Consider the following 25,223-nt stretch of genomic DNA (forward strand, 5'->3'; position numbering starts at 1 on the left):
GTAAACCGCCCGCCTCGCAAACGCCGATCCAATGCCACGCGACTCGTTCCCACGGATCGGACTCGGCACGTACTCTGACGACAACCGCGAGCAGTGGGCCGACAACGTCCAGACCGCCCTCGAGAGCGGCTATCGCCACGTCGACACCGCACAGGTGTACGAAAACGAGCAGTACGTCGGCGAGGGGCTCCGCTCGAGTGCTGTCGACCGCGATGATATCTTCCTCTCGACGAAGACCGTTCACCACGACGTGCCCGACGACCCTGCGGACGTGCCAGACGCTATCGACGGCTGCCTCGAGCGACTCGGGGTCGACGCCGTCGACCTGCTGTACGTCCACTGGCCGTCGGGAATCTACGACCACGAGACGGTGCTTCCCCACTACAACGACGCCTACGAGGCGGGCAAAACGCGCCGCGTCGGCCTCTCGAATTTCACGCCCGAGTTGCTTGATGAGGCCCGTGAGGTGCTCGAGGCCCCGCTGTTTGCCCATCAGGTCGAGATGCATCCCCTGCTTCCGCAGGAGGAGCTGGTAGCCTACGCGCAGGAACACGACCACTGGCTCGTCGCCTACTCGCCGCTGGCGAAAGGCGAGGTGTTTGACGTGCCCGAGATTCAGGACGTGGCCGACAAACACGACGCGACGCCAGCGCAGGTGTCGCTCGCCTGGCTACTGAGCCACGACAACGTCGCCGCGATTCCAAAAGCCAGCAGCCGCGAGCACATGGCACAGAATCTGGCTGCGGCGGATCTCGAGTTGGACGACGACGATATCGACCTGATCGACTCAATTGAGCGCCGTCACCGCGTGATCGACGCCGATCACGGCCCCTGGAACTGGTAGACTGGGGCTGCATTCGGTCGACTACGCCACATCTTGCCAGTCCGGCGCGGTCGAGTACGGCCGAGAGGACAGTTCGTCGAACGCCGCGTGAATCACCTCAGATAGCGCGGGGTGGACGTGGACGGGGTCCGCTACGTCGTCGACGGTTCCGGACCCGCTGTCCATCGCGACGACGACCTCCTGAATCAGCGTTGATGCGTCGGGGCCGGCGATATGGCAGCCCAGAATCTCGCCGTCCGGGCCAGCGAGAACTTTCACGAGTCCGTCGTCCGCCCCGCGGATCAGTCCCAGCGGCGCGGCGGTAAACGGGACCGTCGCTGACTCGTATTCCTGACTATCGTCCTCGAGTTCGCTCTCAGTCCGCCCGACGCTCGCGACCTGCGGCGACGTGAAAATCGCGTGGGGCATCGCCGTATAGTCGACTTCGCTCGCTGCATCGTCGAAGACGTTCGTTGAAACGACTCTCGTCTCGTAGTCCGCCGCGTGTTTGTAGGGCTCCTCGCCGACGATATCGCCCAGCGCCCAGACGCCCTCAACTGCCGTCTCGAGTCGGGCATCCGTCTTGATGTGTCCCGACTCATCCGTTTCAATACCCGTGTTCTCGAGGGCGAGCGTGTCAGTGTTGGGACGACGCCCAGTGGCGAGCAAGAGGTCGTCTGCCTCGAGATCGACGCTTGCGGGTTCGCTGTCGCCGTCGCCGTTCTTCTTGTCGCTCCTCTCGTCAGTCGACTCTGCGGTAACGATCACGCCGCCGTTCTCGCTCGAGCCAACGTCACTCGCCTCGTAGCCGGTGTAGACATCGCAGTAGCGCTCGAGCGACTCGGTTACGACCGCGCTGATCTCGTCGTCCTCTCGCGGGACGAGCTGTTCGCTGCGCCCGATCAGCGAGACATCCGTTCCGAGCGCACCGAAGACGTAGCCCAGTTCGACCCCGATGTAGCCCCCGCCGACGATGACGAGCGAGTCGGGCTGATCGGAAAGAAAGAGCGCGTCGTCGCTCGTGAGGAAATCCACGTCCTCGAGGCCGTCAATTGGCGGCACGACGGGTCGGCTCCCGACCGCGAGGACGATTGATTCGCCCTCGATCTCGAGCGCCTCATCACCCTCGCCGCGTTCGGCACCGTCGACTGCGACCGCGTCGCGCCCGTCTGCTGTCTCGATTGCTATCGTGTGGTCGTCAACGAATCGCCCCTCGCCGCGGTAGAGCGTGACGTGCTCATTGTCCTCGAGACTGTCTGCCTGTCGTTCAGCCTTTTCGTAGACGGTGTCGTGAATTGCGTCGGTGAACGCGCCGTAGTCGACCGACTCGAGGGTGGCGTCGATCCCGAACTCTGCGGCGCGTCGAACCGTCTCGGCCACGTCCGCGCGGTGGATGAGCGCCTTCGAGGGGATACAGCCTCTGGTGATACACGCGCCGCCGAGCGGGCCAGGCTCGATGACGGCCGCCTCGAGGCCTTGTTCGGCCGCTGCGGTCGCTACCTGACTGCCCGAGCCGCCGCCAATGACGACGACATCGTACGCTGTGGTGGTCATGGGCAGTGCGTCTACCGTCTGCGGGGTAAAACCGAGACCTGCGATGCCAGCCGGGTTGGTGCCAGCTACGCGCTGGCGGCGAACCGGTCCGGGATCGCTCGAGAAACACCCCGGGCGACGAGACTCGAGGCGAGCGAACTGAGCGCGTACCAGGCGAGCCACGCCTGGACGGGGCCGACGACGCGGGCGGTCCAGACGATGTCGCCGAGAATTGGGGCGACGGTCACCAGCGGCGCGGTCGCGCGGGCGGGCGAGGTTACCACCCAGGAGAGATAGATGATGACGGGAACGGTCATGAGCATCGTCCATACGAGGACTCTGAGCTGGTTGGCCAGCAGGAATGCTTGCCGTTCCAGTAGGTCTTGGCGCTGTGTCGTGAGCCGGGTCGCTGTCGTCTCGTCACCTCGCGCTCGAGCGGCTGCGAGTCGCGCCTGTAGTTCGCGGCTCCGGTGGCGCAGGCCGTCTACATCGGGCGAGTCGATTCGGTGGCGGACGATCAGTGCGGCGGCAGTTGTTGTGGCCGCACACAGGAGGATAAGCCCTGGAAACGGGAGGAGCGTCGCAACCGGTCCCAGCGCGAGGTCCAGCGTGGCTCCAATTGCGCCTCGAGTCGCGCCGACCCAGTAACTCGCAAGCAGTGCGAGCGCGCCGACTGCGGCGACGAAATCGGCGCGGGACCACCCCTTCGGTTCGGGTGGAACGAACTCGCGCGCCTCGAGTGTCTCGGCGACTGCGGTCGGATTTGCAAGCACGAACCGATCAGCGTCGCTCTCGCGTTCTGCTGGAACGAGGACGCCCTGCTCGAGCATTGCTCCCCAGTGCTCACGTTCGATATCGGTGCTGACATCGGCCCAGGCGACGGTGCCATCACCTTCTTCGGCGGACCGGAGAACAACTGCCAGGGCCGCCGCTCCATTGTCATCGGTTGCAACTGCTATTCCAGCGGCTGTCATGCCGGACGAAATGATGCCGGCTGCAGTAGGCGTTACTCGCGGTTACTCGCTGTGAAACAGCCCACACGACCCTGACGGTCGTGTCTTATAACCAGTTGTCTCCCGTCGTGTCTTCGTCCGCTTCGCGGTGGGTTTCGACCGCGGCCGCGAGATTTTCGACGGCCGTTCGCTCGTCCGGCCCTTGGCTCGAGACGCCCGTGATCTCGTCTTCGGCGATGTGGAGGCCGTTCTCGTCCACCCACGTTTCGACGTCTGCATCCACGAGTTCGTCGTACTCGTCGGGGTCGACTGGCTCGGCTTCGCCGTCTCCGTCGGAACTCATACTCCGCTCTCGGGTCGCGCGGGTGAAATACGCATCGACAGCGTGGGATTGGGTTAGATCCCGATCACTGGCTGTGGTTCGTACGGCTCCTCGAGATACTCCACATCCGAGTCGGAAAGGTTGATCTCGAGGGCCTCAACCGCGTCCTCGAGATGCTCGATGCTCGAGGTGCCGACGATTGGCGCGTCGACGTACTCGTTCTGGAACTGCCAGGCGAGGGCAATCTGGGCCATCGTGACGCCCTTGTCGGCTGCGAGTTCCTGAATGCGGGCGTTGATCTCGCGCCCGCCGCCGCGGTCGTACTCCGGTGCTGGATTGTGGCGATTTTCGGGGTCACCACGCGTCGTGGACTCGAGGTCGTCAACGGGGCGGGTGAGATAGCCCTGGCCGAGTGGCCCCCACGGGATGACGGCGATATCGTTTTTGTCGCACATCGGCAGCGTGTCGCGCTCTTCTTCCCGATAGGCGAGATGGTAGTGATTCTGCATCGTCTCGAAGGACGCGAGGCCCTCGCGCTCGCTCGTGCGCAGTCGCTCTGCGAGGTCGTGGGCGTACATCGAACTCGTCCCAACGTGTCTGACCTTCCCGCGGCGAACGGCGTCGTCTAGTGCGCGGAGCGTGGTTTCTGGCGGCGTGTTCGGATCGACGCGATGGGTCTGATAGAGGTCGATTGTGTCCATTCCCAATCGGTCGAGCGAGGCCTCGAGTTCCTGTTCGATGGTCTTTCTCGAGAGTCCGGCAGCGTTCGGGTGGTCGCTGTCGGAGGGGAATCGCACTTTCGTTGCGACGACCTGCTCGTCGCGGTCGTAGTCAGCGAGCACATCGCCGAGAATCTGTTCTGACTCGCCGCTCGAGTACATGTTTGCCGTATCGAAGAAGTTGATTCCGAGGTCGATGGCGCGTTCGATGAGTTCGCGACTCTCCTCGCGGTCTAGCATCCAGGGTTCGCCGCTGCCAAAGCTCATGCAGCCGAGACAGATTTTGCTGACCTGCATGCCGGTCGAGCCGAGTGTCGTGTATTCCATGGGTGTGACTCTCAGGTATAGTCACGCTGGTCGACCATATACCGCTGGTGTTCCCAGACCCTTCTCGCCGCTACTGGCAGGGGTAGTACCGAAACGAGTTACAGACTGGTATCTGAATCTGTCAGTTATCTGCTGGCGTTTGCTGGAGAATGCCCATCCAGAACCCCTCGATTTCCTGTACAAACTCCAGATAATCTTCGGGTTCGACCGGTTTTTGGATGTAATGATCTGCATCGATGCCGTGCGATTTGACGATGTCTTCACCAGTTTTCGAACTTGTGAGAACGACGACAGGAATATCTGACAGTGTCGGCTCGGCATCTAGTTCGGCGATGACGTCTGTCCCGTTCTTCCCAGGTGGCTTTGGCTCGAGTAGGATGAGATCCGGCTTCGGATCGGCCGCGTACTCGCCGCGCTGGTTGATAAAATCGAGAGCGTCATCGGCATCAGCAACGGTGTATAACTGATTTGTGAGCTGCGCGTCTTTGAACGATTCCGTGAAGAGCCGCGTATCTCCGGGGTTTGGCTCAACGAGTAAAATAGTAATGAGCTCCCCCTCGCGTTCAACGTCTGAGGCCATTACACCCTCTTTTTCGTGGGTGGATAAAAAGTCGCGGTCAGTTGTATTGATTACTCTACACTCGCTACACGAGTCGACAAACGCCACTCATCTTGGCCTCGAGTGAGTCGCGGGTAGAAAAAGCCTTTAACGCCGTCGTCTCGTAGGGGGTACAAATGGTACTCGACGATCTCGGCAGTTCACTGCGGGGCACGCTCGATACGCTCCGTGGCAAGTCCCGGATCAGCGAGGAAGACGTCGAGGAAATCGTCAAGGAGATCCAACGGTCGCTGATCTCCGCCGACGTCGACATCTCGCTCGTTCAGGAACTCTCGGGCAATATCAAACAGCGCGCACTCGAGGAGGAACCACCCGCCGGGACGCCGGCGCGTGACTTCGTCCTCCGTATCGTCTACGAGGAACTGGTCGATCTGATCGGTGACTCGACCGACCTTCCGCTCGAGGAACAGACCATCCTCCTTGCGGGTCTGCAGGGGTCTGGTAAGACGACCTCCTCGGCCAAGATGGCCTGGTGGTTCTCGACGAAGGGCCTGCGCCCGGCAGTGATCCAGACCGACACGTTCCGACCCGGTGCCTACCAGCAGGCAAAGGAGATGTGCGAACGCGCCGAGGTCGACTTCTACGGCAACCCGGACAACGACGATCCGGTCGACATCGCCCGCAAGGGACTCGAGGAGACGAGCGACGCTGACGTTCACATCGTGGACACGGCGGGTCGCCACGCACTCGAGGACGACCTGATCGACGAAATCGAGCAGATCGAAGGCGTTGTCGAGCCCGATACGTCCCTGCTCGTCCTCGACGCAGCAATCGGTCAGGGCGCGAAAGATCAAGCCGCTCAGTTCGACGAGTCGATTGGCATCGACGGCGTGGTCATCACGAAACTGGATGGTACCGCAAAGGGTGGTGGTGCCCTGACGGCAGTCGATCAGACCGATTCGTCGATTGCCTTCCTCGGGACCGGTGAGGAAGTACAGGACGTCGAGCGTTTCGAGCCCGACGGCTTCATCTCCCGACTGCTCGGGATGGGTGATCTCGGCCAGCTCGCAGAGCGCGTCGAGCGCGCGATGGAGCAGACTGAGATCGAAGAAGAGGACTGGGACCCAGAGGACATGCTCAAGGGCCAGTTCACCCTGAACGACATGCAAAAGCAGATGGAGGCGATGAACAACATGGGGCCACTCGATCAGGTCATGGACATGATCCCTGGGTTCGGCGGCGGGATCAAAGACCAGCTTCCAGATAATGCGATGGACGTTACCCAGGAGCGGATGCGAACCTTTAGCGTCATCATGGATTCGATGACCGACGCCGAAAAGGAGTATCCGAAAGCCATCGGCGCGAGCCAGATCGAACGCATCGCCCGCGGTTCCGGGACGAGCGAAGAGCAGGTCCGCCAACTGCTCCAGCAGTACAAGATGATGGAAAAGACCATCAAGCAGTTCCAGGGCATGGGCTCCGATCAGGAGATGCAACGCATGATGCAACAGATGCAACAGGGCGGTGGCGGTGGCGGCGGTGGCATGGGCGGCATGGGGCCGTTCGGATAACCGCTTCCTCGATTTTCGCGCTCGAGCGTTGTTTCACTCGCTTGCTAAGTCACTGTTATTTTCTTCATATATCCGTTTCCGTCCCAGACTGTGATGACTCTCTGACAGTCTGGTCGTCATATTAAAGAGAGCCGAGACAAACGCTCGAGTCATGAACCGTCGACAGATCCTTGCTCGCAGCGGCGTCGGGTTGGGGGTCGTCACACTTGCAGGCTGTCTCGATACACTCAGTGGAGACAGCGAGGATGTTGAAGTCGCTGATCGCACCGGCGAACGGGCGCTCTCTCGAGCGGTCGGCGCACTGAACGATACTGCGCTCGTCCTCTACGAGACGGATCTCGAGGGCGATCCAGACGATGTCTCGTTCGACCCGGACGAACCCGAGGACCTCCTCGAAACAGCCGACGATCACCTCGAGACGGCGGCTGCCGAACTCGACGGACAGGAAGCCGATCTCGAGGCACTCGAGACCTACGCGGGCGTCCTCGAGACGATTGTCAAAACCACCGATACCGTCACTGATGAGACGGTCTCCGACGATATCGATTCGACGACGGCTGCGCTCGAGGATGGTGACGCCGACGACCGGGCCGATGCCAGCGGCCGTATCGACGACCGCAGGTCGACGCTCGAGGACACCGAGTCGGCACTCGCGGACGCACAGGGCGACCTCGAGTCACTCGATGCTGACCACCTCTCTTCGCTTGCTGTTATCGATCTCGAGGAGATCGAAGCCGGGGCTGACGAACTCGAGACTGTCCTCGATGCACAGCTTGCCCTTGCGACAGGCTACGATGACCTGCTCGCGGGTAACGAGGACCTCGAGGCAGGACGGGAGGCAACTGATGACGACGATCACGAGGCTGCTAAAGCGGCCTTTGGCGACGCCGAATCGGCGTTTGAACGTGCGACTGAGACGTTCGACGCCGGCAAAGACAGTGCGCCGACTGCACTCGTCCCCTCGTTCGAAACTGCCCTCTGTCAGAGCGGGTCGCTCGAGACGGCCGCGAGTGCGTTCGAGGATGCTGCAGGCGCGGCTGCTGACGGTGATTTCATGACTGCCCAGCAACGGCAGGACGACGCGGAGGACGCACTCGAGGACGCAGACTCGTGTGCGGAGGAGTAGCCGTCGTTCGGTAGTCCCTAGATACGCCTGGGAACTCAGCTATCGATCGGTTTGCCGTCTTCCGTTGGTGGAGCAATTGCGTCTACGTACTCCTCGAGTGTGGGCTCGTCGACGCGAACGCGGACGCTGATCTCGCCGAGTTCGTCGGGCTCGCCGACGGAGAAGTTGATTCGGTCCTCGAACGCCGCTTGCTTTTTGAGAGCGAACGAGAACGTCTGGCCGTCGCGGTTCGAAAAGAACTCGCCGCGGGCGGTATCGAGAATTTCCTGGCGGTGCAACAGCTCGGAAAAGTGGTCCATCGAGTGGGCTTCGGCACGAATCTCGCCGAACTCTTCCGTGATGTCGGCGTTCGGGAAGATGTTGCCGACGGCGTCGGCGACGCGACTCGTTACCTCAGTGTCGTACACCGGTGCCGTAATCTCCACGTCGATGCGGTAGATCTCTGTCATTGGATTTCGTTTTGCTCGCTCTGTTCGGGTGTCGGTTCGCTCTCGTCATCGCCAGTCGGTCCCTCGCGGATCACGCGTCGAACGCGCTCGTGGAACGCCTCGAGTGAGTCCGTGTTCTCGATGACCACGTCGGCGCGATCCATCGCGTCGTCCATCCCGAAGCCACGTTCGCGCTCGTCGCGGGCCTCGAGCGGTTCGCCACCGTTGTCTGCGCTCGCATCGCGCCCGCGGTCGGTGATCCGCTCGGCGCGGAGGTCGAAGGGGGCTTCGATGCTGACGAGTGTGAAGTGCTCGCCGAACTCGTCTTCGAAGGCGTCGAGTTCGGTTCCCGAGCGCAGGCCGTCGACGAGAACGGTGTCGTGGTCCTCGAGTCGGTCCTCGATCATCGGCAGTGATCGCTCGGCAATCGCCGCCGGGCCGTTTTCCTCGCGCAGCGCCTGGGCGACGGTCCCGTGGTCTTTCGTCGGGTCGAGGCCGCGGTCGGCCGTCTCCTGGCGGACGACATCGCCCATGGTCACCACCGGGATTCCGTCCTCGCGTGCGACGGTGGCCGCCTCGCCCTTGCCGCTGCCCGGGAGGCCCACCGTTCCGATGACGTGCATCAACTCGAGGTAACAGTGTTGCGTGCTTAAGGACTGTGGGTTCGCTATCGTGTTCGTGTTCGGACTCGAGTGGCGGCCGTCGTCACTCTCGTGACCTGACCCTGGCCCTCTTTGGCGCTCGAGGGCGAGTGCGTTCGTATGCGCCTGTCCACGAAAGTCATCGCTGGTGCCCTCCTGTTGATCATCATCCCGATTCCGGTGGTGCCGCCGTTTGTCGGCACTGCGATTGGTATTCTGCTGTTGGGGCTTGGCTTGTTCCTGCGATTTCTCGGGGTGTGAGTGTCGGCGCTTGTGTGCCGTTCTGAGGCGACAATCCGCACTGTTTATGCCAATCGGTCGTTGAGTTAGCCTCGAGGGCACGTAGCTCAGTCCGGAAAGAGCGTCGGACTTCTATCCTCGCCGCGTCTGCGGTGGGGGAAGACATCCGACGGTCGTGGGTTCAAATCCCATCGTGCCCGTGAAGCCGCCGAGTACTACGAGGCGTGCTGAACCGCAGCACGCAGAGGATTTGAATCAGGGAGCAGCTTGCTGCGACCGTGGTTCAAATCCCATCGTACTCTTGATTTTTGACGAGTAGGATAACTCGAGCAGTTCTGCGTTGGCGGGGTGTTCTCACTGGTGAAGGGTCGTGGTCTCGAGAAGGCCTGCCAGGTTTACAGGAATCCGACCCGTCTCTGTATACCATCTCTCCAGTTGAAGCACATGAAATAAGAGTGTAGATTCGACCCTCTAATCAGTCAAAGGTTATTTATCATATCCCTATAGATTTCGATTAGATGAGTACAGAAAGGCTGGATGAGGAATTCGAGTATGAGGGTCGACTCGTATTTAACGGAATCTACTCTACGACAATCCTCGATTCTGGCTTTGAATTCGATGAAATCGTCAGCAAAGAACTGACCGACTTCTCAGAAGGGAATATCGAATCTACAGGTCGTGGGTATCGGTCAATTCCATTTCAGAAAATGGTGTCAAGCGAACCGAGAGTTGGCGATCAGATTGAAGATTTTCTTGAGAAGATCAACGCACTTCAGTACCGCGAAGAGATATGGGAATATCATGAGGTAGAGGTGGATGGCGAAGTGGAAGAAGCACCGGTCAAAACCGGTGAATCCTCCTTCGATGCATTCTGGGCTAAGCCTAACTATCTCTTTGTCCGGGGGAAAAAGACAGAAGCGGATCAAGCAGGTGAACTACTTTCAGGAACTCTGAAAGAGTATCTCGACATTAGGGAAATAGAGTTTTCTCCAGACTTTCTTCTCTGGCTCTTTTCAAAAGAGAAAAATAGCGAAGTGCTCCCCGGTCCACTATCGGTCAACATGTTGACTGATGCACGTGTGGAGAGCGACGAACCTGACTTATTCGGCCAACAAGGTCAGGTTGCGGATTCGATCGATGTGACAAAATCGACCCCGGTTCTGATGGGCGTCTTACGGCAGATGGGCATAATCCAGTTGGAGGGCGTTTTCAGCATTTCGGGGGTTTTCCTCCGAGTGCGAATTTCATCGGAGGGGCGTATACACGTTCTCGCAGACCACGCAATAAAAGGATCACCCGATATCGAACGCATGGCAGTCTCCATTGCTTTTCTCAAAGAGTTCATTGACCTTTTTGATCAATGGCAACGCATGGAGAGTGAGCGAAAATACCCTCCTGAACAGTTCTTTGAGGATATCTACAAGGAGTGCAAACGGCAGGGCGTTGAGATTCAGTTCTCTATTGATGACGTAATCCGTGAGTACAGACAGAAAGGTGGCCCTGAGGAGTATAATCAGTATCAATCAGGGATTGACGAATTCTCAGACTAACCATAGTCTGAAGCAGGACCCGGAAGACTTTCACACTAAAGAACGAAAGCAGAATAACGATGGCCGAAACCAACCTTCGCAAGGCAAGCGCCTCAACGGATCGTTTAGAGGATTCGCTACGCGGGGTTTCGAAAGGCCAAGTTTCGATCAAATCTGTAGATAGCAAGACAGTTGAGCCAATTGTCGAGCAATATCCCTTCCGCACCCAGGATATCATTCTGGGCAGATTATCTTACAAGGAAGAATCTAATTATACGTCAGGTCGGACGATCCCGGTTGACTTCCAGTTCCGGACAGGGTCGAACTTATTCCTCACTGAGGTACAAACAGATATTCCATCGCTCGACCTGGTGACCACTCAATTTACCGAAGCTACCTCGAGAGCGCTGAAGATCTATCGAAATCTGCATGCACCAGAGGATGCACTCTGGGACTTCCTTATGATTGCTGATCGGATACTTGAGATTACAGTTCTCGATCAGGGAGAGGAAGTACGTTATGAAGATGTTGACGGCGTTGATCGAGAAGATGTTGTGGGGGGGTATGCAATAGAAAGTGCTTCCGTTGGGTTTGTCGAGAAAGGGAACGAGATATTCGTAGAGTATCGAGGTGGGAGTATTCAGGTAGAATCGGAGTGGGAGCTGGGCCGTGAGTATATCGTGCAGACCTTTGAGCGAGAGGTTCTCTCTGAATAATTCGGTGAGAGATGGCAGGAACCGGCATATCTGTTTTGAGTTCGGTCCAAGCAGTCCTTCGGAGGTATATCAATCACTTCACAAATACTAATGCATATTTTATGGTAAGTCTCGCTATCCCATTGCTCATCGGGATCTCGGGACTCCTCCCCGATCCACAGCTACAATGGATTGTCGGGGCATTTTCCCTGCCAATTCTTTTTGCAGCATTCGTTCACGCATACTGGACTGGGCGCCCATTCGGAATCCGAGTCTCTTGTACACCAACACACCTCGTCAGCGGTGAGCGCGAGCCAGATAAGCCCTCTGAGAGACGTGACAATATCTTAATACAGAATGACTCCACGAAAGTTCACGGAGTGATGGAATTAACGCAATTCAACAGTAGCTTTGACATCCGGTTTGACTCGTCATCTGAGATTGGGGTCGAATTAGAGACGAGGCCGCGACGAGAGCATTCGTACAACCCGGAGACGAATCGGTTGTCCTGTACAGATGTTTCGGACCGACAGTTCCCGATCAAGCTCGATGTCTATCCCCGGGGTAGCGTTCAAAGTGCTGGCCGATATCATTCGCTGACAATCCGGGACAGTGAGACTGGCCATGCTCTTTCTAACTTTGAAGTCATTGACGTTCGCGCTTAGCGAAATCTCACTTAAATTGTCATTGTAAACAGCACCAACGGGTGCTTTGTTGGGACTAAAATTGTGGCTGAGGTCAAAGGACTAGATCAACCTCCCGTCTCTACACGATTGCCAAGGCGACAACAGCGAAAAGTAACAGCATCCCATTCCAACCACTGTGTGAGAATATCTAGTTAATGCTCACGAAATGCCGTGGATCCTATGGAGATTCAAGTAGGATAGCCACACTAATTGACAGTATGTAATAACAGGGTAAATGACTAATGAATCGGCTCATGTTTGTCTGTATCTGATCTTCTTACATCATCAGAAGTGAGGTCATCAGGCCCCATAGAATCTACCGCTTCGCATACAGTATTATAAAACCAATCATCTGCCTGAGGGGCCACACGAATTTGATTAATAACATCGGTTGCTCTGATCTCTATATGCTTTGTCGGGTCCTCTGGCGTTTTACAAGCGTTAACTACACCTGTTTCACCATTGATGTACGTTAATAAGGGAAATTTCTTCCTTTTCGTTTCTCCTTCTTTTTCATAAACAATGTTATAATCAACAGACTCAAATTCTTCCTCAGAAATTATATCAAGGTCACAATAGATTATTCTGAGTTCATTTTCGTGTGAAAAACTCCTTCTCTTTATAAATAATGGAGAAACCAGCTCTGATGAAGCCTCGTCAGCAAAATCTTCTAATTTATCTCGCTCATCATTGCTTAGCTCTTCAAAATCTGAATAGAAATTTAGATATTCTACTGGGCGTGAAAAAAGATCTCGGTCGTCTTTCTCAAAACCAGTCACCAATGAACTAGGATCACTGACAATGGCAATCCCTCTATCACCATAGTGCTCCCACATTGATGCAGATTCTTTGTCATTTCTATGCCAGCAATTACCATAGGACGATTTACCAATAAATTCAGTAAGAGAAGACAGAATTTCGGTTATATCGTCATCCCATTCATCTGAATCTTCGTATTCATTTTCTCGCAATTGAACGTAGGCGTTTGGAACGGTACCTTCATATGGATCATCAAAATTTGAAATACGTCGAAATAACAATTTTTCAGTCCTTAAAATATCCAAGAAGTGATCAAACCCTACATATCTCCAAAGGTCTTCGTCACAACTTGTAATATAGTACTTTTCATCATCTGTTATTGGCATGCTCTATTTGCGTTTGCTAAGGTCTAAAAACCGGTGGTGCTTCGATTCTTTTCTTCCCCATTATAGATCCAAAGGGTTACACGTCGGATAAAACACGGTTCTCGAATATGCACATGAGACGACGGTACCTTGTGCGCATCTTGGTTGCTAGTCAGGTTTCCGATCCACCGAATTGTCCAGTAGAGTGATAGAAGAACTATGTTTTGGGCAGAATAGGCTGGTTTAGCGAGTCGAAAAACAAGATTTTGCTGGTCGTGTGTTCCAATGATGTAGATTTGAACTGGAGGTGACTACGCCTGCCGAGAAAGCGCACTCGAGCGAGCAACCATACTAGAACTGCAACAGACGAGTGTACTGTTCCCTCCCACCCACGAACAGTAGTTATAAGTCACAACACGACAATAAACCAACCGGAAGCCAAACCGGGCATGAGTGAAATGCCCCGGGTGGAACCAGCACCCGAGACGGCTTCCAAAACCCTCCTGGGGTTTTGCAAGCATGATTCCGTTCATTCTACCGGGACATAAACATCCCGCACGACAGTCGAATCGCTCCCCTCGAGAGCACCATCCACACCCGGCGGCAACAGCCGATGGCCGCTGATCGCGATGGGAAACCGGACTGTGGCACAGATGCAGACGCCGACGGCGGAACAGACTCGGACGCCGACGCCGGTGAGAGAACTAACTCGAGACCCGACACAGACGACCCCGACACGGACACCAACCCAGACTCGAGTTCGTCCCAACCGCTCTCGAGGACGCCCTCGAGTCGCCCGTGCCCGGCCTGTGACGCCCGCATTGTGGGCGTGACGGTCCTCGGCCCGACGACGGCGTTCGCCCGCCCCTGTGGCTGTCGGGTGTCACCGGAGGTGTTGCACCAGCTCGACGCTGACGGCAACTGAACCCCCACTCACATCCGGGGCTGCACCGCACTCGAGTCCGCCACACACTGCCCCGGAACCCTTTTACAGCAGACAGCCGTATCCGTGTCCAACGATGGGACTGGGTTCGGATATGTACCGACAGCAGATCCTCGACCACTACAAAAACCCGCGTAACTACGGGCAACTCGAGGAGCCGACGTTTACCCACATCGGCGAGAATCCAATGTGTGGCGACGAGATCCGCATGGATGTCAAACTCGCCGACGAGGACGACGGCGACCAGACAATCGAGCGCGTCGCCTTCTCCGGCGACGGCTGTGCGATCAGCCAGGCCTCCGCGAGCATGCTCTCGACGAAACTTCAAGGGAAAACGCTCGAGGAACTGCTCGAGATGGACCGCGACGATATCATCGACATGCTTGGCGTCGATATCTCCCCGATGCGAGTCAAGTGTGCGGTGCTCGCCGAGAAGGTCGCCCAAGACGGCGCAGAGATCTATCAGGGCGAACTTGACGTGGAGAAGACGACGACGGAGGATTGAGGGCGGCCGTTCGGTCTATTTCTGGTGGACAACAGCATCGATTTCGTCGAGGCCATCGAAATCTGCATCGCCTGTCTGGATCGTTGAACAGTCTTTCTGCAGTGCCGTGGCAATATGAATTGCGTCTGCGTACGAGAGTTCGCGTTCTCGTCGACTGTAGTACTTTGATCGGATGTTTGACGCCTGCAGCGCAATATCACTTGAGACGGGTATGACGCGGATCGCTGCTGAATCCTCTATCGAACTGGTTACAAAATCGGCCGTCTCCTGGTCGAGTTCTCGTCGTATAATATAGTCAATCTCAGTAAGCGCAATTGTCGACGTGACGCCACCGTCATCGTGTGCTGCCTCGAGAACGGTTTTTGCAGCGTCGTCAACTGCACCACCGAGTACATACTCGATCCACACCCACGAGTCGAGATACTGCATTAGGACCACTCGTCACGCTCTGCATCGAGTAACTCAGCTGCGTCTAACTCGAGCGACGAGCCACGCTTGCGAGCCGCCTCGAGGCGCTCTTGGGGGTCGGATGGAACCCGAACAAGTCGCACACTTCCGTCTGCATCAAACCGAAAGAGAACGGTTTCGCCCTCCTCGAGACCCATCTGGTCTCTCACATCTTTTGGTATTGTTATCTGTCCACGAGATGTAACTGTTGCTTCGTGTGACATTGGTTCCTTACATCTCGCTACGAAGTAAGTGGCAAAAAGTATTCGGCTTACAAAGCCACGTTTCGGACGGTTACTCCGGCATCAGTCCGCCGTCCTGAACACGCATGACTGCCTCGCCGTCGGCGAGGTTCGGTGCGTCGACGAGGCGGACGATCCGCTTGTCGCCTTTGGACTTGCGGAGGTACATCCGGAACGTCGATTTGTGGCCGAGGATGTTCCCCCCGATTGGCTGCGTTGGGTCGCCGAAGTACGAGTCAGGATTCGACGCGACCTGGTTCGTCACGATAACGGCGGCGTTGTAGAGGTTGCCGACCTTATCGAGGTCGTGCAGGTGTTTGTTGAGCTTCTGCTGTCGGTCCGCGAGTTGGCCACGGCCGACGTACTCGGCGCGGAAGTGAGCGGTCAGCGAGTCGACCGCGAGCAGGCGAACTGGATACTCGCTTTCTTCGTGCTCGCTTGCCAGTTCCTGTGCCTTCTCGGCGAGCAACATCTGGTGGTTGGAGTTGAACGCCTTCGCGACGTGGATCTTGTCGAGGATGTCGTCGATGAGTTCGTCGACGGCGGCTTCGTCTCCCGCTGAGCCCTCAATTTCGCGGTCCTCGAGCGTGGCGTTGATGACCTCATCGGAGAGTCCGCGGACCATGTCGTCGATACGCTCTGGACGGAACGTGTCCTCGCTGTCGATGAACATCGCACAGCCGTGGAGGCCGCCGACTTCTTTCGGGAGCTGGACGTTGACCGCCATCTGATGGGTGACCTGGGACTTCCCGGACCCGAACTCACCGTAGACTTCGGTGATCGACTGGGTTTCGATGCCGCCCCCGAGCAGGTCGTCGACCTCGTCGATCTGCCAGGAGAGTTTGCCGATTTCGTTTCGTCGCTCGAGCACGGTCGATCCGGTCTCGAAGCCGCCGACGTCGGCTGCGTCACGGGCGGCGCGGACGATATCTGCGGCGGTCGACTCGCCGACGTCGGCTGTGTTCGACAGCTCGGAGGGCGAGGCGACGGCAAGACTCTGGAACGACTCAAATCCTGCTTCCTGCAGTTTTTCTGCGGTTGCTGGGCCAACTCCGGGGAGTGTCTCGAGATCTGCGTCAGGCATACTTTTCCGTTGTGGTGGACACCCCATAAAGGCTCGTTAACAGGGGAGTGAAAGTAAAACTCGAGCTCCAGATTGGCAGATCTATCGTTTCTGAGGCCGTCTACCGGCGGACTTCTCATTGACGCTGTATGAGGAAACGCTCGCAGTACACAGCGAATCCGTGTTACAGAAGAACGTGTGGGTGATCCGCTGTCGACAGATTACTGCTCCGGTGGCGTCCACGTTAGACAGTAGAGTCGCCCGTCGTCGCTGCCGACGAACAGCTGTCCGTCGCCGACGGCAGGCGTGCTCGTGATCGCACTCGAGTCGTCGGTGCCGAAGTGCCAGAGGTGCGAGCAGTCATCGGTGAGGTCGAGTCCGTAGAGCGAGCCAGTCGTGTCGCCGACACAGACGACGTCGCCGATGACGACGGGACTCGCGTGGAGTTCGCCATCGAGTGGGACGCCTTTCTTCGCAAAGAGCCAGCCCCGGAGTTTGCGCCGGCCGAAGGTCGTATCGGTGACGTGGAGGTAGCCGTCTGCCGCGCCGATGAACGTCGATTCTTCTTCGGGGAGCACCGTCGCAGACGACGTAAACCCGTCGCGAATTTCGTAGGAAAACCACGTTCGCCCCGAGTTGGTATCAAGTGCGAGCAAAGTTCCGTCGTCGTCACCGACGTAGACGCGCCCGTCTGCGACCGTTGGGCTCGCAGTGACGACGCCATCTGTGGGGGCCGTCCAGATGTCTTCGCCCGACTCGACCTCGAGTGCGACGACAGTCTCGTTTGCGAGGGCGGCGAACACGCGTGAGTGCTCCCACTCTCGGTCGCGGACGCGAGCGTCGGCGATAACGGGTGCAGCGACGACGGGGGCGTCGGTTTCGTGCGTCCATCGCACGTCGCCGGTCTCGGCCTCGAGAGCGGAGAGGCCGTCTGCGTGGCCGACGTAGAGCTGTCCGTCATCGAGCGTTGGCGTCGTCACCTCCGGCGCTGGTAGCGACGTTTCCCACTCGAGGTCGCCGCGGGCGGGGTCGACAGCCGTGAGCGTGTCACTGCCGCTGGTGAACACGACTTGGTCGCGGGTAACGACCGGCGTCGAATCGGTTGCAGCGATCGTTTCGTACGTCCATCGGCGGCGGCCCGTCTCGCGGTCGAACGCGTACATGTTTCCGCGGTCCGTGCCGACGAAGACGGTATCTCGGTCGAGTACCGGTGGGCCGACCGCACCGGAGAGGTCGACTGTCCAGTTGGTTTCGACTCGCTGTGGGCCGGCAAGGTCTCGACGATGGCCGGGGTGCTGTGGGCCGCCGTGGTACTGAGTCCACCCTGTCACTGCCTGGGGCTACTCAGTGAATCGGTATAATGGAATGGATACGACACGCACACGAGGCTGCTGGGGGCCAGTGTGACAACGCCACAGAAAGGTGGGAGGCGTTGATGGTGGGTGAACGGTACGACAGGAGCGAATGGATGTATGGCGCAACGGTGTGTGTCGATGCGGTATCCTCCTGTCGCACCTATTGGTTGCGGTGCCAGCATCAAACCACTACTCCCAAATATATTTGGGTCGGACAGAACAGTCCCTACTCCCAGGGATGGGTCCCGCCCGTACTCGGCCAGAGCGGATACCAATACTCCTTCTCGCGTTCGATCTCGAGTTCACCATCCAGTGCCGACTCGAGTTTGAACTCCGCGCTCGAGTCGCGTTCGCGGCCGGCTCGAGGGGCAAAGGGATAGAATCGGCCGCGCCGGAACGAGTAGATCCAGTAGGCTGGCTCGCCAGACCGGTCTTCGTAGGCGAAGACGGCCGCGAGCAGTCGCGAGCCGTAGTTATGCTCGACGAACGTATCGGACGCGAAGTGCAGGCTGGTGATCAGGTCTTCGGGATCGGTATCCTCGAGAATAACCCAGTGATAGCCGTGGTCGTCTTCCGAGACGGAAAAGTCGGTGCCGGTCTCTTGCTGGCCCGCCTCGAGAATGGCTTCGACCTCGTCGACGGCTTCGTGAAAGCTGTGTGAGTCGACACCGGAGAAACAGAGCGCGCCGATATCGAGCGCGTCATAGCCGAGTTCGGCTTCCATCGTCAGATAAGCAGTGCTCATCCCGAACAGGTCCTCGGGGTCGGCATCACGTTTGGCGTCGGCTTCGGCGCGCAATCCAAGGGCGGCACGAAGTCCGTCCAGCAGTCCCATACGCCATGCAACGGGGCCAACCTCTTAGAATTCACGTCTCTCGACTCAAGATTCGGATATTCGGATCCGAGCACCTCCATAGTGATGTGGCGCGTGCCCGTATCGTCGTTCGTGTCTCGAGTGTCCAGTACGATGACGACGGCCGCTCGCACGGTCGAAACGCGAGTCGTGAACCCACTCGTCTGTTGGCTCTTGCAGTCACCAGTCCACTGGCTCGCCAGCGTTGCGCTCGTTCTCCTCACGTATCGAGGCCAACAGAGCGGCCGGGGGTACACGATTCCCATCGCGTACGCTCGCGCGGACGGCTCACTCGTCGCCGTGACGCCGAAAGCGGAGACGATCTGGTGGACGAATTTCCGCCAGCCCACCGCGTGTACGCTCCACGTTCGCGGCGAACAGCGACTTGCAGCGGGGGAACTCATCGATGATGATGCCGACCGCGCTGCACTGCTCGCAGTCTACGCCCGACAGCGGCGGATTCTCGCCCGACTGCTCGGGATCGACACCGCCGAAAGCGAACTCGCGGTTGTGCGATTTTCGCTCGAGAAGCAGTGATCGATCCCACTCGCAGTGACGTTAGAATAGTGGACTAACAGCCCATCTAACGTCCGCCGAGCCCGTTATACGCCTCGAGAACCTACGACTAGTGAATAGCTCGCCGACCGAATCTCCCCGTACACACCCGATGCATCCATGAACACAACCGCATCACCGAAAGCACCGCTTCCCGTTCCGACACCCTCGCACCTCGAGGAGCGCTCACGCCGTGCCCGCACCGAAGCCATGTCGGTGCTCGCACTGGGCGATGGGCTCTACGAGGTCGAATCAGCCAGCGACAGCACCTATCTCGTCGATCTCGAGGCGGGCCGGTGTACCTGCCCGGATCACATTTTCCGTGGCGTTCGCTGTAAGCACATCCGCCGCGTCGCCATCGAAATTACAGAAGGCCGGACTCCGCCACCGGGGAACATCGCCGTCGAGTGCCACGACTGCGGGGCGTTTGTCTTCGTTGCCGAGGACGACCCAGCACCGCACTACTGCGCCGAGCATACGCTCTGGCCGGGCGATACCGTCCACGACCGCGAAACTGGCGATCGGCTCACCGTCGTCGACGTCTCTGAGTACCGCGCCGATGCCGTTCGAATCGCCGCCGCCGACTGCACCGTTGCTGAGTACGCGACGAACAGCGAGTACGAGCCAGATGTCCCAGTTGTGGGTGCAATCTACCCGCACGCGAGCGTCCGCTCGAACGGTGTTGTTCCCGCTTCGCTTCGCGTCTACGTCTTCCCGCGAACGCGACTCGAGCGCGTCACAACTCGGAACAGTAACGAAGGCCGCTCAGAAATCCGGTCGGTTGCTGACTGATCGAAACGGCGGTCAGTAGTTCTCTCGCGCTTACGAGTGGTGGGCCGCGATATCCGTCGAGGAGATCATCCCGACGTAGTCGTCGTCGACGACGGGCAGGTGTTTGATGCCGTACGTCGTCATCATCGCGGCGACTTCCTCCATGTAGAGATCCGGCGCGGCAGTTTCGACATCGGTCGTCATCACGTCGCTCACGTGCAACTCGGTCGTATCCTCTCCGTTTGCAACGGCCTCGAGGACGTCCGTGCTGCTGATGATCGCCCGTGGCGTTGTCTGGACGACCAGCGCATTGATGTCGTGTTCGCGCATCTGCTGGGTTGCCTCCATCACCGTGGCGTCCTTGGAAACGGTCTCGAGCGGTGTTGACATTACGTCCTCGACGGTTGTTCGGTCGTCAGAAGTCATATGCTGAGTGCGTGCGCCGCTAACTTGAGTCTATTCCCACACACCGGCAGTATGGCGGTGTGTCGGTCCCGCTTGCTGACTCACTCGAGCATCGTCGCGGCTTCTTCAACATCCATGACGCCCTGCTCGACGGCGTTTAAGACGCGCAGAATGTCCTCGTCGGGGCCGTCATCGTCGTTGTTTCCGATTTCCTCGAGTGTCACTTTCTCGCTCGTCCCGACGAACTCGTCGAAGTCGATGCCGTCGGCGAGGGCGGTCTCTTTTTTGACGCGGTAGTTGCCGCCGTCGGTGACGTAGAGATCGCCGGGGTGGAAGAAGTACCAGTCCTCGCGGTCGAATCGGACGCCGATGCGGGGTTTTGCGCCGAAGTTCTGTGCGAAGTAGATGAGGGCTTCGACCTCTTCGCCAGTGAGATAGATGGGGTCGCCCGAACTCGATTTGGCTTCGATTGCGTAGAAGTGTTCGCCGTCGCCGGCGAGTACGTCGGGGAGTTCCCGTTCCGTCGCCGATCCGCTCGCGGGGGCGCGCATCACCGCAAAGCCGGCCTCGTCGAGTGCGTTGACGAGTTCACGTTCGCGGCGATCGCCCTTCGCCTGAGACATACCCTGTGCTCACGTGCGGGTGCTAATAAAGCACCGGACAGCGCGCCGGTCCGACTACAGCGGGAAGACGAGGAGGATGTCTGTGAGGAACGACGGTGCGAGGTCTTCGTCTAAGCCGTAGACCATCGTGATGTAGAGGATGACAAACTGGAAGGCGTTGAGCGCGGCGTGGGCGGCGGTCGGCACCAGCAAGTTGTCGGCTTTGACGTAGACGTAGCCGAAGATGACCGAACCGCCGAACATGATGACGAGCGAGGCGGCCGTTGCGACCATCGAACCGGCGAGCATGTACATCGGCAGGTGGACAATCGCGAAAATGACGCTCGCGATCAGCACTGATCGCATCGGCGTAAACGCTTCGTACAGGCGTTTCTGGATGATGTTTCGGAAGAGGAACTCCTCTGCTGGCGCATTAAACAGAAAGACAATGGCGATCATAATCAACACCATCGTCTGGTCGCCAGCGATAATATCCATGATCTGGCTTTCTGCGGCGGGGACGCCGAGGACGGCATAGAGGTTGCTCATACCGAGCAAGAACACGATGCTGCCCACGCTGCCGCCAATGATGTATTTCCAGTCTCGCATCGTCGGAATACGCAGGTCAATCCACGAGAGGCCACGATCAGTCCACAGGAGATAGATGACCCCAGCTACTGCCATGCCAATGAAGTTCAGCGCCATCATCAGCGTTCGCCCCCCGAGTGAGGTGTCTCCGTACTGTCCGGTTTGGGCTGCCTCGAGAAGTGCTGGATCTGCCAGAAATGCCGGGAGCGTCATGAACTCTGGGACGAGGATGAGGCCGAAAACCGTCAGTCCGATGGCGACCAGCATCGAGCGAAGCGGCGCGCCATCGCGCTCGACGTCGCTAGGACGGGAGGGTGTTTCCATGTTCACGAGTTGGTGGCCACGGCCCTTGGGCGTTCCTCTCCGTTTCTGCTGTCGACAGAACGCCCTCGAGTGCGGGCCTGAAAACCGTTCTGCGGCGCCTCACAGCGGCTACGCCACACGATCTCGTATGGTGTCTCGGGAAAATCGGTGTGTCTCGCTCGAGCGGTGACCGACGGCCCCGGCTTAGCCGAGGAGGTATCGAAGCGCCGGGTATCGCTCGACGATGGGGTGTTGTTCGATGTAGCGGTCGAGGCCGAGGATGCGGCCGGCGGCGAATGCCCCCAGTGCGAGGAACACTGCGGCGTAGACGAGTTGGTCGTTGACCAGCCCGCCGGCGACGTCCCAGCTGCCGAAGTAGAACATCACCATCTGGGTCGCTGCCCCGAGTGCAGCAAGCCGGACGAAGACGCCTGCGATCAGCGCGAGGCCGATCAGGAGCTGAGTCACGGGGACAATCACGTCCACCGCGGCCATCATCGCGCCGCTTTCGGCCATGACGGCGAAGAGTCCGCTTGCCGGGCTTGCGGGGTCGACGTTCGCCAGGTAGCCGTAAGCGCTGAACTCGCCGACGATTTTGCCCCAGCCTGCCGTCAGCATGACCCAGCCCATGATGAGTCGGAGACCAACGATCGCCCAGGCGCTGAGTTGGTGGGGTCGTCCCTCGAGTGTAATACCGCCGAGTCTGCTTTCCAATCGGTTTGTTTCAGTTGTGGACATTGTCGGTCACCAGTTACAACTATAGATTCGCCTGCACCACTCATATACAGGGTCCCTTTTTCCTACGGGATGGGAAGGCTCGAGCGCTCTCGACGCGGTATTCGCTATCACGGACACCCGACGAACGCCCCCGGACAGGAACATCTCGCCTCGAGACAATTTGACTGCGAGACTCGCGTGATCGTTATCTAATGATGAATCCAGTGCCAGCGGCGCCGCACGCTGACCATGTGTGTTCATCACTGCCAATCACTAATTTCCGTTCCCTCCAGCATGTATTTATATTTCGGTTCGGTACTGTTATGTATGGAAAGAAAGTGCGAACACGATGAATCGGGCCGCTTCGAACCAACCGAGATGCGATCACACCAGCCAACGAGACGGTCGTTCGTCAAAGCCGCTGGCGTTGGCGTCGGCGGGCTTGCACTCGGTGGTCTTGCGGGGACAACGACGGCCGCCGACGAGCCGTTGCCTCGCCTCGAGACTGACGGGAAGTGGATCGTCACCGAAGACGGTGAGCAGGTTCGACTCCGTGGGTTCGCCACGGCCTCGCTCGATTTCATGGACGAAGACTTCTTCCCCAAGACCCAGACCGAGGTTGTAGAGCGCGGGACTGACGGCGAGAAGTGGCACCCGAACGTAGTCCGACTTCCGATCACCGAAGACGCGGTCCACGAGCAGGGAATGGACTACGTTGTCGACGACCTGCTCCGGCCCGCCGTTGACCTGCTGGCCGAACGGGGCATCTACGCGATGATTGACCTGCATCTGATCCGACCGTATATCGACGCAGAAGCACAGGCCGAAGAGATGGTCGCGGACGGCTGGGCGGACAGTCTCGACGATTTGGGCTTCAATCCGTGGGTCGAAACTGATGACCTGCTCGAGGAGTTCTGGAGCGCCGTTTCGCCCGCGTTCGCCGACGACACGAACGTGCTCTATGAGTTGTACAACGAGCCGACGCTGCCGGTGACGTGGTCCGACTACGGCGAGTACGGCTCCGACGTGACGAGCGAGGAAGACGAGTGGCTGCTCTGGCGCGACGAAGCCCAGCCGTGGGTCGATACGATCCGCGAGCATGCCCCCGACACGCCGATCATCGTCGGTTCGCCCGACTGGACCTCTCGCACTGCGTACGCGCCGGAGTATCCATTCGAGGGAGAGAACCTCATCTACGCGAGCCACATCTACCCCGACAATGGCGTTCCCGAGGAGTTCGACCACGAGTACGGCGCGCCCGCGGAGGAGGTGCCCGTCGTCTGTACCGAGTTCGGCTGGGACCCCGACGAGGAGTTCGAAGAGACCGTCGAGTACGGAACGACAAGCGAGTGGGGCAACCCGTTCCGCGAGTGGATAGAGTCCTACGAGAACATGGGCTGGGTCGCGTGGTGTTTCGACGACTCGTGGGCACCGACCTTCTTCGACTCACCCGGCGAGGGGACGGGCGAACCCTGGGAACTGAAAGACGACGACGAACAGATGGGTTGGTACATCCGCGAATGGCTCGAGGAGGAAGCCGACGGCGATAACGGCGATGACGACGAAACCGACAACGGCGGCGAGTCGATCACCGTCGGCGAGTACGAGACGACAGACACCACGAGCGACGGCCGACACAACGACTTCACGGGTGACGGCCAGACCAGCCACGATGACGTGACCGCCTTCTTCGAGAATCTCGAGGACGGTGAGATTCAGGACAATCCCGAGGCGTTCGACTTCGCCGAGAACGACGAACTTGGCTTCGCTGACGTCGTCGAACTGCTTCGGCAGGTGTAGCGACCGAGAGTTATTTTTATATTGCTTCACGATAATTATTTTCTATGGCAAACACTGAAAATTACAACGCAGTCACTGCCGAGATGGCGACACTTGTGCAAGCAGAATCATCCCAAACCGTCCTCGAGACGTTCGATTCGTGGCCCGGCGAGAACAGCCTTGAGGAATTCTCGAGTGCGGGCGCGCTCGAAAACGGCGACGGGAGCGGCGAAGTCGTCGACGATGCACTGCGCCTCGAGTACGACGATGCGGGCTGGTTCTGTAGCAACGTCCGCGCGGACCGCTCGGACGAGACACATCTGGAACTCGTCGTTCGCGGCGACGACGGCGGCGAGGAAGACGATGTGTACCTCGAGATCGACGATGTCGAAGCACCGCTGTCAGAACTGACCAGCGACTCAATCGGGACCGACTTCGACACCGTCAGTGTCGATCTCGAGGCAGTCGGTGTTGACACAGCGTCCGTCCAGGACGTTTGGCTCACGTTTTGGGACGCCGGCAGTGGCGCACTCGAGATTGACGAAATTCGGTTTGTCGACCGCGGCGACCCGATCTCAGTCGGCGACTACGACACGCGAGACACAACGGGCGATGGCCTGCACAACGACTTCACCGGTGACGGCCAGACCAGCCACGACGACGTGACGGCCTTCTTCGAGAATCTCGAGGCAAGCGAGGTTCAGGATAACCCCGACGCGTTTGACTTCGCTGGCAACGACGAGGTCGGCTTTTCGGACGTCGTCGAACTGCTTCGAGACGTCTGAGCGCCCAGCGCGGGCCTCACCGCTCGACTCTGTG

Annotated in this window: 29 protein-coding genes and 1 tRNA gene; 13 read left to right on the forward strand and 17 right to left on the reverse strand. The window is 58.6% G+C overall.

Annotated features, from left to right (window positions below; translation table 11 throughout):
• The first annotated feature begins 31 nt into the window (after window positions 1-31).
• Complete coding sequence (locus G6M89_RS07090; RefSeq protein WP_165161091.1) at window positions 32-844, forward strand: aldo/keto reductase; 813 nt, start codon at window positions 32-34, stop codon at window positions 842-844.
• A 21-nt stretch (window positions 845-865) separates the two neighbouring features.
• Here the strand turns inward: G6M89_RS07090 and G6M89_RS07095 are convergent, their stop codons facing one another.
• The 5 genes from G6M89_RS07095 to G6M89_RS07115 all read right to left on the reverse strand — a co-directional run bounded on the left by G6M89_RS07095 (window position 866) and on the right by G6M89_RS07115 (window position 5,257).
• Window positions 866-2,377 (reverse strand): dihydrolipoyl dehydrogenase, encoded by a 1,512-nt coding sequence (locus tag G6M89_RS07095; RefSeq protein ID WP_165161092.1) that lies wholly within the window; start codon window positions 2,375-2,377, stop codon window positions 866-868.
• Window positions 2,378-2,442: 65 nt separating this feature from the next.
• The gene (locus G6M89_RS07100) at window positions 2,443-3,330 is read right to left on the reverse strand and encodes a DUF106 domain-containing protein (protein WP_165161093.1); all 888 of its coding nucleotides are present in this window, start codon (window positions 3,328-3,330) and stop codon (window positions 2,443-2,445) included.
• Window positions 3,331-3,415: 85 nt separating this feature from the next.
• Window positions 3,416-3,652: a hypothetical protein gene (locus G6M89_RS07105; RefSeq protein WP_165161094.1), complete on the reverse strand. Its 237-nt coding sequence runs from the start codon at window positions 3,650-3,652 to the stop codon at window positions 3,416-3,418.
• A gap of 53 nt (window positions 3,653-3,705) precedes the next feature.
• The gene (locus G6M89_RS07110) at window positions 3,706-4,677 is read right to left on the reverse strand and encodes an aldo/keto reductase (protein ID WP_165161095.1); all 972 of its coding nucleotides are present in this window, start codon (window positions 4,675-4,677) and stop codon (window positions 3,706-3,708) included.
• 121 nt (window positions 4,678-4,798) lie between these two features.
• Window positions 4,799-5,257 carry a response regulator gene (locus G6M89_RS07115; protein WP_165161096.1) on the reverse strand — a complete coding sequence of 153 codons (459 nt, stop codon included), beginning with the start codon at window positions 5,255-5,257 and terminating at the stop codon, window positions 4,799-4,801.
• 155 nt (window positions 5,258-5,412) lie between these two features.
• On the opposite strand from G6M89_RS07115, the gene G6M89_RS07120 reads away from it, so the two are divergent.
• Window positions 5,413-6,807, forward strand: a complete 1,395-nt coding sequence (locus G6M89_RS07120) for a signal recognition particle protein Srp54 (RefSeq protein ID WP_165161097.1) — start codon at window positions 5,413-5,415, stop codon at window positions 6,805-6,807.
• A gap of 151 nt (window positions 6,808-6,958) precedes the next feature.
• Complete coding sequence (locus G6M89_RS07125; protein WP_165161098.1) at window positions 6,959-7,933, forward strand: hypothetical protein; 975 nt, start codon at window positions 6,959-6,961, stop codon at window positions 7,931-7,933.
• A 35-nt stretch (window positions 7,934-7,968) separates the two neighbouring features.
• Here G6M89_RS07125 and G6M89_RS07130 read toward each other — a convergent pair whose 3' ends face one another.
• Both G6M89_RS07130 and G6M89_RS07135 read right to left on the reverse strand, forming a co-directional pair.
• Window positions 7,969-8,382 (reverse strand): RNA-binding domain-containing protein, encoded by a 414-nt coding sequence (locus G6M89_RS07130; RefSeq protein ID WP_165161099.1) that lies wholly within the window; start codon window positions 8,380-8,382, stop codon window positions 7,969-7,971.
• Window positions 8,379-8,984 carry an AAA family ATPase gene (locus tag G6M89_RS07135; RefSeq protein WP_165161100.1) on the reverse strand — a complete coding sequence of 202 codons (606 nt, stop codon included), beginning with the start codon at window positions 8,982-8,984 and terminating at the stop codon, window positions 8,379-8,381. The genes G6M89_RS07130 and G6M89_RS07135 overlap by 4 nt, the downstream gene beginning before the upstream one ends.
• A gap of 138 nt (window positions 8,985-9,122) precedes the next feature.
• Between G6M89_RS07135 and G6M89_RS07140 the strand changes: the two genes are divergently transcribed.
• From G6M89_RS07140 to G6M89_RS07155, 4 genes are all read left to right on the forward strand, one after another.
• Window positions 9,123-9,263: a hypothetical protein gene (locus G6M89_RS07140; RefSeq protein ID WP_165161101.1), complete on the forward strand. Its 141-nt coding sequence runs from the start codon at window positions 9,123-9,125 to the stop codon at window positions 9,261-9,263.
• 75 nt (window positions 9,264-9,338) lie between these two features.
• Window positions 9,339-9,442: transfer RNA gene (locus G6M89_RS07145), tRNA-Arg, on the forward strand.
• A 318-nt stretch (window positions 9,443-9,760) separates the two neighbouring features.
• Window positions 9,761-10,792, forward strand: a complete 1,032-nt coding sequence (locus G6M89_RS07150; protein WP_165161102.1) for a hypothetical protein — start codon at window positions 9,761-9,763, stop codon at window positions 10,790-10,792.
• Between the two features lie 59 nt (window positions 10,793-10,851).
• Window positions 10,852-11,487, forward strand: coding sequence for a hypothetical protein (locus G6M89_RS07155; protein WP_165161103.1), 636 nt, complete (start codon window positions 10,852-10,854; stop codon window positions 11,485-11,487).
• A gap of 904 nt (window positions 11,488-12,391) precedes the next feature.
• Here G6M89_RS07155 and G6M89_RS07160 read toward each other — a convergent pair.
• Complete coding sequence (locus G6M89_RS07160; RefSeq protein WP_165161104.1) at window positions 12,392-13,297, reverse strand: DUF2971 domain-containing protein; 906 nt, start codon at window positions 13,295-13,297, stop codon at window positions 12,392-12,394.
• 592 nt (window positions 13,298-13,889) lie between these two features.
• On the opposite strand from G6M89_RS07160, the gene G6M89_RS07165 reads away from it, so the two are divergent.
• Both G6M89_RS07165 and sufU read left to right on the forward strand, forming a co-directional pair.
• The gene (locus G6M89_RS07165) at window positions 13,890-14,201 is read left to right on the forward strand and encodes a hypothetical protein (protein WP_165161105.1); all 312 of its coding nucleotides are present in this window, start codon (window positions 13,890-13,892) and stop codon (window positions 14,199-14,201) included.
• A gap of 94 nt (window positions 14,202-14,295) precedes the next feature.
• Window positions 14,296-14,724, forward strand: a complete 429-nt coding sequence (gene sufU, locus G6M89_RS07170) for a Fe-S cluster assembly sulfur transfer protein SufU (RefSeq protein WP_165161106.1) — start codon at window positions 14,296-14,298, stop codon at window positions 14,722-14,724.
• 15 nt (window positions 14,725-14,739) lie between these two features.
• On the opposite strand, the gene G6M89_RS07175 is transcribed toward sufU, so the two are convergent.
• The 5 genes from G6M89_RS07175 to G6M89_RS07195 all read right to left on the reverse strand — a co-directional run bounded on the left by G6M89_RS07175 (window position 14,740) and on the right by G6M89_RS07195 (window position 18,666).
• Entirely contained in the window at window positions 14,740-15,153 is a 414-nt protein-coding gene (locus tag G6M89_RS07175; RefSeq protein WP_165161107.1) for a PIN domain-containing protein, read from the reverse strand.
• A complete protein-coding gene (locus G6M89_RS07180) occupies window positions 15,153-15,395 on the reverse strand; it encodes an AbrB/MazE/SpoVT family DNA-binding domain-containing protein (protein ID WP_165161108.1) in 243 nt (80 codons plus the stop codon). Before G6M89_RS07180 ends, G6M89_RS07175 begins: the two co-directional genes overlap by 1 nt.
• Window positions 15,396-15,465: 70 nt before the next feature.
• The gene (gene radA, locus G6M89_RS07185) at window positions 15,466-16,497 is read right to left on the reverse strand and encodes a DNA repair and recombination protein RadA (protein WP_165161109.1); all 1,032 of its coding nucleotides are present in this window, start codon (window positions 16,495-16,497) and stop codon (window positions 15,466-15,468) included.
• 200 nt (window positions 16,498-16,697) lie between these two features.
• On the reverse strand, window positions 16,698-17,807 hold the full coding sequence (locus G6M89_RS07190) for a PQQ-binding-like beta-propeller repeat protein (protein ID WP_165161110.1): 1,110 nt from the start codon (window positions 17,805-17,807) through the stop codon (window positions 16,698-16,700).
• A 250-nt stretch (window positions 17,808-18,057) separates the two neighbouring features.
• Window positions 18,058-18,666 carry a hypothetical protein gene (locus G6M89_RS07195; protein ID WP_165161111.1) on the reverse strand — a complete coding sequence of 203 codons (609 nt, stop codon included), beginning with the start codon at window positions 18,664-18,666 and terminating at the stop codon, window positions 18,058-18,060.
• A 132-nt stretch (window positions 18,667-18,798) separates the two neighbouring features.
• Between G6M89_RS07195 and G6M89_RS07200 the strand changes: the two genes are divergently transcribed.
• Together G6M89_RS07200 and G6M89_RS07205 are read left to right on the forward strand one after the other, a co-directional pair.
• Window positions 18,799-19,221, forward strand: coding sequence for a nitroreductase/quinone reductase family protein (locus G6M89_RS07200; protein WP_241175234.1), 423 nt, complete (start codon window positions 18,799-18,801; stop codon window positions 19,219-19,221).
• A gap of 138 nt (window positions 19,222-19,359) precedes the next feature.
• Window positions 19,360-20,031: an SWIM zinc finger family protein gene (locus G6M89_RS07205; RefSeq protein ID WP_165161113.1), complete on the forward strand. Its 672-nt coding sequence runs from the start codon at window positions 19,360-19,362 to the stop codon at window positions 20,029-20,031.
• 30 nt (window positions 20,032-20,061) lie between these two features.
• Here G6M89_RS07205 and G6M89_RS07210 read toward each other — a convergent pair whose 3' ends face one another.
• From G6M89_RS07210 to G6M89_RS07225, 4 genes are all read right to left on the reverse strand, one after another.
• Window positions 20,062-20,436, reverse strand: coding sequence for a CBS domain-containing protein (locus G6M89_RS07210; protein WP_165161114.1), 375 nt, complete (start codon window positions 20,434-20,436; stop codon window positions 20,062-20,064).
• An 80-nt stretch (window positions 20,437-20,516) separates the two neighbouring features.
• A complete protein-coding gene (gene hjc, locus G6M89_RS07215; protein ID WP_165161115.1) occupies window positions 20,517-21,038 on the reverse strand; it encodes a Holliday junction resolvase Hjc in 522 nt (173 codons plus the stop codon).
• A gap of 54 nt (window positions 21,039-21,092) precedes the next feature.
• Window positions 21,093-21,929: a CPBP family intramembrane glutamic endopeptidase gene (locus tag G6M89_RS07220; protein ID WP_165161116.1), complete on the reverse strand. Its 837-nt coding sequence runs from the start codon at window positions 21,927-21,929 to the stop codon at window positions 21,093-21,095.
• Between the two features lie 183 nt (window positions 21,930-22,112).
• Window positions 22,113-22,646, reverse strand: a complete 534-nt coding sequence (locus G6M89_RS07225; RefSeq protein ID WP_165161117.1) for a DoxX family protein — start codon at window positions 22,644-22,646, stop codon at window positions 22,113-22,115.
• Window positions 22,647-22,952: 306 nt separating this feature from the next.
• Here G6M89_RS07225 and G6M89_RS07230 point away from each other — a divergent pair, with 306 nt between their 5' ends.
• Complete coding sequence (locus G6M89_RS07230) at window positions 22,953-24,425, forward strand: glycoside hydrolase family 5 protein (RefSeq protein ID WP_206335457.1); 1,473 nt, start codon at window positions 22,953-22,955, stop codon at window positions 24,423-24,425.
• A 44-nt stretch (window positions 24,426-24,469) separates the two neighbouring features.
• Window positions 24,470-25,189 carry a hypothetical protein gene (locus tag G6M89_RS07235; protein WP_165161118.1) on the forward strand — a complete coding sequence of 240 codons (720 nt, stop codon included), beginning with the start codon at window positions 24,470-24,472 and terminating at the stop codon, window positions 25,187-25,189.
• Window positions 25,190-25,223: the final 34 nt, after the last annotated feature.

The organism is Natronolimnobius sp. AArcel1 (assembly GCF_011043775.1).
Classification (GTDB): Archaea; Halobacteriota; Halobacteria; order Halobacteriales; family Natrialbaceae; genus Natronolimnobius.